This window comes from Mesorhizobium ventifaucium, from assembly GCF_935822925.1.
GTDB lineage: Bacteria > Pseudomonadota > Alphaproteobacteria > Rhizobiales > Rhizobiaceae > Mesorhizobium > Mesorhizobium ventifaucium.
Map to the genome: position 1 here is coordinate 519,912 of NZ_CAKXZS010000011.1, position 8,617 is coordinate 528,528.

At 62.8% G+C, this 8,617-nt stretch carries 7 protein-coding genes; 6 read left to right on the forward strand and 1 reads right to left on the reverse strand.

Features of this window, described 5'->3' with window-relative positions; genetic code table 11:
- The first annotated feature begins 71 nt into the window (after positions 1-71).
- The 5 genes from NMG70_RS10675 (at position 72) to NMG70_RS10695 (ending at position 6,317) form a co-directional block, all read left to right on the forward strand.
- Entirely contained in the window at positions 72-1,241 is a 1,170-nt protein-coding gene (locus NMG70_RS10675) for an acyl-CoA dehydrogenase family protein (RefSeq protein WP_254024438.1), read from the forward strand.
- Between the two features lie 30 nt (positions 1,242-1,271).
- On the forward strand, positions 1,272-2,480 hold the full coding sequence (locus tag NMG70_RS10680) for an acetyl-CoA C-acetyltransferase (protein WP_254024439.1): 1,209 nt from the start codon (positions 1,272-1,274) through the stop codon (positions 2,478-2,480).
- A gap of 14 nt (positions 2,481-2,494) precedes the next feature.
- Entirely contained in the window at positions 2,495-4,714 is a 2,220-nt protein-coding gene (locus NMG70_RS10685) for a 3-hydroxyacyl-CoA dehydrogenase NAD-binding domain-containing protein (protein WP_254024440.1), read from the forward strand.
- Between the two features lie 82 nt (positions 4,715-4,796).
- Positions 4,797-5,447 carry a S24 family peptidase gene (locus NMG70_RS10690; RefSeq protein ID WP_254024441.1) on the forward strand — a complete coding sequence of 217 codons (651 nt, stop codon included), beginning with the start codon at positions 4,797-4,799 and terminating at the stop codon, positions 5,445-5,447.
- A gap of 9 nt (positions 5,448-5,456) precedes the next feature.
- Complete coding sequence (locus NMG70_RS10695; protein ID WP_254024442.1) at positions 5,457-6,317, forward strand: thermonuclease family protein; 861 nt, start codon at positions 5,457-5,459, stop codon at positions 6,315-6,317.
- Here the strand turns inward: NMG70_RS10695 and NMG70_RS10700 are convergent.
- Positions 6,280-7,929 carry a lysine--tRNA ligase gene (locus NMG70_RS10700; RefSeq protein WP_254024443.1) on the reverse strand — a complete coding sequence of 550 codons (1,650 nt, stop codon included), beginning with the start codon at positions 7,927-7,929 and terminating at the stop codon, positions 6,280-6,282. The two genes, NMG70_RS10695 and NMG70_RS10700, sit on opposite strands and share 38 nt — an antisense overlap.
- A gap of 168 nt (positions 7,930-8,097) precedes the next feature.
- Between NMG70_RS10700 and NMG70_RS10705 the strand changes: the two genes are divergently transcribed.
- On the forward strand, positions 8,098-8,508 hold the full coding sequence (locus NMG70_RS10705; protein WP_254024444.1) for a tellurite resistance TerB family protein: 411 nt from the start codon (positions 8,098-8,100) through the stop codon (positions 8,506-8,508).
- The last annotated feature ends 109 nt before the right edge of the window (positions 8,509-8,617 follow it).

An 8,617-nucleotide genomic window follows, 5' to 3' on the forward strand; every position in this document is an offset into this window, starting at 1 on the left:
GACCCCACCTTCCAACCTCGACGTTCCCCTCCCCTCGAGGGGGAGGGGAGCGTTGGGGCGGGAGAAATAGCATGACCAACCCCGCCGAAATTCTTGGCCTTCCCAAACCCGCTTGGGCGGCGGACGAGGTCGGCATGCTCTACGATATGGCGCACCGCTTCATGTCGGAAGAGATCGCGCCGCGCTATGACGAGTTTGAGAAGAACGAAATGGTCGACCGCGAGAGCTGGCTGAAGGCAGGTGCGGCCGGTCTGCTCTGTGCCTCGATGCCGGAGGAATATGGCGGTTCGGGCGGGACATTCGCGCATGAGAGCGCCATCATCGAGGCGATCGGCCATGTCGGCGTCGACGGTTTCGGCATCGGCCTGCACAATTCGATCGTCGCCCCTTACATCCTCCACTACGGCTCGGAGGAGCAGAAGAAGAAGTGGCTGCCGAAACTGGCGACCGGCGAGCTGATCGGCGCCATCGCCATGACCGAGCCCGGCGCCGGCTCCGACCTGCAAGGCGTCAAGACGCGCGCGGAGAAGGACGGCAACCAATACAAGGTCAACGGCTCGAAGACCTTCATCACCAACGGCCAACTCGCCAACTTCATCATAATCGTCACCAAGACCGACCCGGAGAAGGGCGCCAAGGGCACCTCGCTGATCGTCGTCGAGACCGACGAGGTGGAAGGGTTCGAGCGCGGCCGCAACCTCGACAAGATCGGGCTCAAGGCCAACGACACGTCGGAACTGTTCTTCAACGATATGCGCGTGCCGACTTCCAATCTGCTCGGCCACGAGGAAGGCCAGGGCTTCGTCCAGTTGATGCAGCAATTGCCGCAGGAGCGGCTGCAGATCGGCACTGGGGCCATCGCCATGGTCGAACGGGCGCTGGCGTTGACCATCGACTACGTCAAGGAGCGCAAGGCCTTCGGCAAGGCGATTATCGATTTCCAGAACACCCAGTTCAAGCTGGCCGAACTGAAGACCGAGGCGACAATCGGCCGGGTCTTTTACAATGATTGCGTCGCCCGCCATATCGATGGTGGTCTCGACCCGGTGACGGCCTCGATGGCCAAATACTGGCTGTCCGACCTGCAGGGAAAAGTCGTCGACGAATGCCTTCAATTGCATGGCGGCTATGGCTACATGAACGAGTATCCGATCGCCCGCATGTTCCGCGACGCCCGCGTCCAGCGCATCTACGGCGGCACCAACGAGATCATGAAATTGCTGATCGGGCGCTCTCTCTGAGAGACTTTCAGCAAACCAAGGAGCAGGAAAATGGCCGAAGCTTATGTCTATGACGCCGTGCGCACGCCGCGCGGCAGGGGCAAGAAGGATGGCTCGCTGCACGAGGTGCCAGCGGTGCGGCTCGGCGCCAAGGTGCTTGAGGCGATCCGTGACCGCAATGGGCTGGACACCGGCACCGTCGACGACATCATCTTCGGCTGCGTCGATCCCGTCGGCGAGGCGGGTTCTGTCATTCCGCGCGCCGCCGCCTTCGAGGCCGGTTACGACACGAAAGCGCCCGGCATGCAGATCTCGCGTTTCTGCGCCTCTGGCCTGGACGCCATCAATTTCGGCGCCGCCAAGATCGCGCAAGGCGCCGACGAGATCGTCATCGCCGGCGGCGTCGAATCGATGTCGCGCGTCGGCATGGGCGCATCCGGCGGCGCCTGGTTCATGGACCCCTCGGTCGGCCTGCCGGGCTGGTTTGTGCCGCAGGGCATCTCGGCCGATCTGATCGCCACGAAGTACGGCTTTTCGCGCGACGACGTCGACGCCTATGCCGTCGAAAGCCAGAAGCGCGCCGCCAACGCCTGGGGCGAAGGCCGATTCAAGAATTCGGTGATCTCGATCAAGGACCAGAACGGCCTGACCATCCTCGACCACGATGAGCACATGCGGCCTTCGACCGATATGCAATCGCTGGCGGCCCTCAACCCGTCTTTCGTCATGCCCGGCGAACTGGGCGGCTTCGATGCCGTCGCGGTGCAGAAGCATCCCGAGGTGGAGGAGGTCAATCACGTCCACCACGCCGGCAATTCGTCGGGCATCGTCGACGGCGCGGCGGCCGTTCTGCTCGGCTCGAAGAAGGCTGGAAAGTCGCTCGACCTGAAGCCGCGTGCTCGCATCCGTGCATTCGCCAATATCGGTTCGGAACCGGTGCTGATGCTGACCGGTCCGGTCGACGTGACCGAGAAGCTGCTGAAGCGCGCCAGGATGAAGCTGTCGGACATCGATCTGTTCGAGCTCAACGAGGCGTTCGCCTCGGTGGTGCTGCGCTACATGCAGGCTTTCGACATTTCGCACGACAGGATCAACGTCAATGGCGGCGCCATCGCCATGGGCCATCCGCTCGGCGCAACCGGTGCGATGATCTTCGGAACGGTGCTGGACGAACTGGAGCGCCGCGACCTGAACACCGCGCTGGTGACGCTCTGCATCGGCGCCGGCATGGGCACCGCAACGATCATCGAACGCGTCTGACGGGAGAGAGACCGATGAGCTACACCAATTTCACCCTTGACATCGACAACGATGGCGTCGCGCTGGTCACCTGGGACATGCCCGACCGCTCGATGAACGTCTTCACCGAAGAGGCGATGCTGGAGCTGAACGCCATCGTCGACAAGGTGGCGAGCGACGCGTCGATAAAGGGGGCGGTGATCACCTCCGGCAAGGACACGTTCTCCGGCGGTGCAGACATCACCATGCTGCAGAAGATGCTGTCGAAGTTCGCAGCCGATAAAGCCAAGGACCTGGACAAGGCGACCAAGGTATTGTTCGACAATGCCGGCTACATGACCGGCCTGTTCCGCAAGCTGGAGACCTCAGGCAAGCCGTGGGTATCGGCGATCAACGGCACCTGCATGGGCGGCGCGTTCGAGCTGTCGCTCGCTTGCCATGGCCGTGTCGCGGCCGATTCCGACAAGGTCAAGATGGCGCTCCCCGAAGTGAAGATCGGCATCTTCCCGGGTGCCGGCGGCACTCAGCGCGTGCCGCGGCTGACCGACCAGCAGCAGGCGCTGCAGATGCTGACTTCCGGTCAGACGCTGTCGCCACAGAAGGCCAAGTCGATGGGCCTGATCCATGAGATTGCCGAACCGACGAAGCTGGTCGAAACCGCCAAAGCCATGATCAAAAATGGCTTGAAGCCAGTGGCGCCGTGGGACGAGAAGGGCTTCAAGCTGCCCGGCGGCCCGGTCTATTCGGTGGCCGGCGCCAATCTGTGGCCACCGGCAATCGCCATCCTGCGTCGCGAGACCTATGGCAACTATCCGGCTGCCGCGGCCATCCTGAAATGCGTGTATGAAGGCCTGCTGGTGCCGTTCGACACCGGCTTGCGCATCGAGCAGCGTTATTTCACCGAGATCATGCAGACCAGGGAAGCGGCGGCGATGATCCGCTCGCTGTTCGTGTCGCTGCAGGAACTGAACAAGGGCGCGCGTCGTCCGGCCGGCGTGCCGGAAACCAAGTTCAAGAAGATCGGCGTGCTCGGCGCCGGCTTCATGGGCGCCGGCATCGCCTATGTCACGGCCAAGGCCGGCATTCCGGTGGTGCTGCTCGACCGCGACATGGACGCTGCCGCCAAGGGCAAGGCGCATTCGGACAGCCTGATCTCGGATCAGGTCAGGACGGGCCGCGCCAAGCCGGAGGACAAGGACAGGCTGCTGTCGCTGATCACGCCGACGGCGGACTATGCCGACCTCACAGGCTGCGACCTGGTGGTCGAGGCGGTATTCGAGGATTCGGACGTCAAGAAGGACGCCACCGAAAAGGCGGAGGCCGTGCTTAAGCCGACGGCGGTCTTTGCGTCGAACACGTCCACCATCCCGATCACCTCGCTGGCGAAGAATTCGGCGCGGCCGAAGAATTTCATCGGTATCCATTTCTTCTCGCCGGTCGACAAGATGATGCTGGTCGAAATCATTTTGGGCAAGAAGACGGGCGACAAGGCACTCGCCACCGCAATCGACTTCGTTCGCGCGATCAAGAAGACGCCGATCATCGTCAACGACACGCGCGGCTTCTACGTCAACCGCTGCGTGCTGCGCTATATGTCGGAAGCCTATAAGATGCTCATCGAGGGCGTTCCGGCGCCGATGATCGAGAATGCGGCGAAGGCCGCCGGCATGCCGGTCGGCCCCTTGGCGCTGACGGACGAAACGGCGATCGACCTCGCGCAGAAGATCATGAAGCAGACCATGCGCGATCTCGGCGACAAGGCTGTCGACCCGAAGCAGATGACGCTGATCAACACGCTGGTCGACACGCATGGCCGCTTCGGCCGCAAGAACGGCAAGGGTTTTTACGACTACCCGCAAAAGCCTGCCAAGAAGAAGTTGTGGCCGGGCCTGAAGGATCTCTATCCGCAGTTGGCGCCTGAACGGGTCGACTATGAGGAACTGAAGCGGCGGCTCCTGGTCACCATCGCGTTGGAGGCGGCCCGGGTGATGGAAGAGGGCATCGTCACCGATCCGCGCGAGGCCGATGTCGGCTCGATCCTCGCCTTCGGCTTCGCCCCCTTTACCGGCGGCGTGCTGTCCTACATCGACGGCATCGGCGCGAAGAAATTCGTCAAGATCGCCAAGGGTCTTCAGAAGAAGTACGGCGCCGAGTTCAAAGCGCCGAAGCTGCTGCTCGACATGGCAGAGAAGGGCGAGACTTTCTACCAACGCTTCGATCCCTATGCCAGGAGCGAGGCCAAGAAGGCGGCGTGACGCCGCCTTCGGTGGTGGACAAAATCACGTCGACCGGTTAGAACAGACAAGGTATTTTTTCCTGTTCTGAAGGAGAGCAATAGTGCTCTCGCATGACCGCGTATGGGCCGCAATCGATGCTCTCGCCGAGCGCTATTCGCTTTCGGCCTCGGGGCTGGCGAAACGCGCGGGCCTCGATTCGACCGCCTTCAACAAGTCGAAGCGGCTGTCCTCGGACGGGCGGCCGCGCTGGCCGTCGACCGAGTCGCTGGCCAAGATCATCGAGGCGACCGGCGCCTCGCTCGACGAATTCACCGGACTGGTCGAAGGCCGGGGCAAGACCGTTCCCGGATCTCTGCCGGCAAAGACATCTTCGGTTCCGTTGCTCGGCTTCGCGCAGGCCGGCGCCGGCGGCTTCTTCGACGATGCCGGCTTTCCCGCGGGGCAGGGCTGGGACCTGATCGAGCTTCCGGCACGGGCTACCGAAACCTCCTATGCGCTGCAGGTCCAGGGCGATTCCATGCTGCCGCTCTACCGCAATGGCGATGTGCTGATCGTCGAGCCGGGCGCTGCCACCCGCAAGGGCGACCGCGTCGTCGTCAAGACCAATGCCGGCGAGGTGATGGCCAAGGTGCTGGACCGTCAGACGGCGAAGTCGATCATACTGGTCTCGCTCAATCCCGAGCACCCGAACCGTGACATCCCGCTGCGCGATGTCGAATGGGTGGCACGGATTGTCTGGGCAAGCCAGTAAGGGCCGCCGGTGCGCCCGCTTCATGCAGCCGCTGCGGTGTTGACGATCCTGGCGATGGGGGCTGCGATTGCCGCAGGTGGCCGCGCCGTGCTGCATGGCGAAAACGGTCGCGTCGCAGCTCGGGCGGAGGCCGGCATTGCGGCGCAATCCGAAGCGCCCGCCACATCAGCGGTTCCGCAGCCCAAGATGGCACGGCCGGAGGTATATTCCAGGGCCATCAATCCCAAAATCGTCGCGCCGCCGCAGCTTCAGCCCGAAGAGCTTGAACGGGTCGAGCCGCGCGCGCCGCTGAGTGAGCTGGCGCTGGCCGGACCGCCCAAGCCGCCTAAAACGAAAATGCCCGACGACTGGAACGGGACAAAACTGTTCCAGCCGGTTGCATCGGCCGCCGGTGTGATCGAGGCCAAGGGCTACTCGGTCGCGATTTCCGGTGTCGACATCGTCAGGCAGGACGAAACTTGCACCGACGGCGGCAAGTCCTGGACGTGTGGCACCCGGGCGCGAACGGCGTTCCGTGCTTTCCTGCGCGGTCGGGCGGTGGTCTGCACGGTGCCACCCGAGGGCGGCCGCGACCTGATCACTGCCGAATGCCGCGTTGGCAACCAGGATGTCGGCCAGTGGTTGATCGAAAACGGCTGGGCGCGCGCCGCCAAAAGTGGCCCTTACGTCGGGGCCGGCGAGAAGGCCCGTATGGCGAGGAAGGGCATTTTCGGGCCGGCGCCCAATCTCTCCGGCCTGCCTCCGGCGCCAGCCCCTTTTGCGGCCACTGCGCCGCCGACGCAGCCGATTCTCGATCCGTCGGCGACGGCTACGCCGCCAACCGAGACGACGGCTACGCCGCCAGCTGACCAGCCAGCGCCTTCTGAATGAGCGCACGGGTTTCTGCAATACCGTAGAGCGCGGCGAAGGAACCGAAGCGCGGGCCGCGCTCCTGTCCGATTAAAACCTGGTAAATCATCTGGAAGAAGGCGACGGAGACGCCCGGCCCGCCCTCCGGGCTCTGCTTCGAATGGTCCTGATAACGTTCGATCTTGCGCGCGACGTTGAGGGCGGCATTCTGGATCACCTCGCCATCGGCATCTGGCGGCAATGCGGCGAGCGCTTCGGAAAGTTTCGTCAGCGCCTCGCGCTCGACCGGATCGGCGGCCCGGTACACCTTGGCCGGATTCACGAAATCGTCGAAATAGCGGATGGCATATTCGGCCAGCCGGTCGAGCTCGGGATGGGTCTTCGGCGTCACGCCTGACGTGTGGCGCAAAATGAACCCCCACAGCACGTCCTTGTTCTGGGCGTTCGAGGCGCTGACCAGATTGAGCAGCAGCGCGAACGACACCGGCAGGTCGACGACAGGCGGGTTACCGTCATGCATATGCCAGACGGGATTTCCCAGCCGCTCTTTCCACTCCTGTCGGCGATAGGCGGACAGAAAGGCATAATACTCGTCCACCGCCTTCGGAATGACGTCGAAATAGAGCTTCTTGGCCTGCCGCGGCCGCTGGTACATGTAAAGCTCGAGGCTTTCGGTCGGCGCGTAGGTCAGCCACTCGTCTATGGTCAGTCCGTTGCCCTTCGACTTCGAAATCTTCTGGCCGTTCTCGTCGAGGAACAGCTCATAGACGAAATGCTCGGGCGCGCGCCCGCCCAGTATATTGCAGATACGGTCGTAGATCACCGCATTCGTCTGGTGGTCTTTGCCGAACATTTCGAAATCGACGCCGAGCGCCGCCCAGCGCATGCCGAAATCCGGCTTCCACTGCAGCTTCACCCTGCCGCCGGTTATGGGCAGCGTGGTCTCGGTGCCGTCATCATCGAAGGTGATAGTGCCGGCCTTGGCGTCGACATGCTTCGTGGGGACGTAAAGCACGCGGCCACTTTTGGGGGAAATCGGCAAGAACGGGCTGTAGGTCGCCTGACGCTCCTCTCCGAGCGTCGGCAGCATCACGTCCATAATCTTATCGAAACGTTCGGCAGCGCGCAGCAGAACGTCGTCGAAACGGCCAGCCTTGTAGTATTCCGTCGCGCTGGCGAACTCGTAGTCGAAGCCGAACGTGTCCAGGAAGCGGCAAAGCATTGCGTTGTTGTGGTCTGCGAAGCTCGCATAGTCGCCGCCGAAAGGATTGGGGACGGACGAGAGCGGCTTGTGCAGGTGCGGCTCGAGTGCGGCGCGATCGGGGACGTTGTCCGGAATCTTGCGCATACCGTCCATGTCGTCGGAAAAGCACAAGATCTTGGTCTTGACCGTGTCCCGGGTGAGCACGCGGAAGGCGTGGCGCACCATCGAGGTGCGTGCGACCTCGCCGAAAGTACCGATATGCGGCAGCCCCGACGGACCGTAGCCGGTCTCAAACAGGACGGTCTCGGGAAAGTCAGTGCCTTTGTAGCGCTCGACGATCTTCCTGGCTTCCTCGAACGGCCACGCCTTGCTTTCAGCCGCTGCCGCAAGCACCTCGGGATTGAGATCGATGATGTTTGATCCCGCCATGTCACTGTTTTCCAAATTATTCGCCGGCATCGCCGCAAGAAGGGGCCGGATGATTTTTTCAACCGGTCTCTAGGCGTGCCTGCCGTGGGCGTCAACGATCGCGGCGCTTTTTCCTTGCGGCGTCGATGCCTCGTTCCTAACTTCGGAGCCAGTTTGAGGAGTTTGTAAATGCCATTGCCGCCGCATGAAGCCCTGATCTATCTTATGGTCATCACCTCAGCGTCCGATCGCGACATGACCAATGTCGAATTGGCGCGGATTGGCGACGTCGTCCGCTCATGGCCGGTGTTCGAGGATTTCGACCACGACCGGCTGGTCGGCGTCGCCCAGGACTGCCAGAAGTTGCTGCACGAAAAGGAAGGGCTGGAAGGCGTTTTGACGCGCGTCGCTGAGGCGCTGCCCGAACGCCTGCTTGACACCGCCTATGCCGCAGCCTTCGAGGTTGCGGCCGTCGACCTCGAAATGCGCCTGGAGGAGGTGAGGGTGCTGCAGCTTATCCGTCGCCAGCTCGATCTGGATACGCTCACCGTCGCCGCCATCGCCCGTGCTGCCAAGGCCCGCCTGCGCACGCTGACTTGATTAGACCCAACGGGTCAGAAGCTGACCGGGCCGGATCAAAAGAAACTGACCGGGCCGGATCAGAAAAAGCTGACCGGGCCGGATCAGAAAAAGCTGACCGGGCCGGATC

What these genes read in the sequence shown, in the direction of transcription:
- NMG70_RS10675 (WP_254024438.1), top strand. Translation starts at nt 72, where the DNA reads ATGACCAACCCCGCCGAAATTCTTGGCCTTCCCAAACCCGCTTGGGCG.
- NMG70_RS10680 (WP_254024439.1), top strand. Translation starts at nt 1,272, where the DNA reads ATGGCCGAAGCTTATGTCTATGACGCCGTGCGCACGCCGCGCGGCAGG.
- NMG70_RS10685 (WP_254024440.1), top strand. Translation starts at nt 2,495, where the DNA reads ATGAGCTACACCAATTTCACCCTTGACATCGACAACGATGGCGTCGCG.
- NMG70_RS10700 (WP_254024443.1), bottom strand. Translation starts at nt 7,929, where the DNA reads ATGGCGGGATCAAACATCATCGATCTCAATCCCGAGGTGCTTGCGGCA.
- NMG70_RS10705 (WP_254024444.1), top strand. Translation starts at nt 8,098, where the DNA reads ATGCCATTGCCGCCGCATGAAGCCCTGATCTATCTTATGGTCATCACC.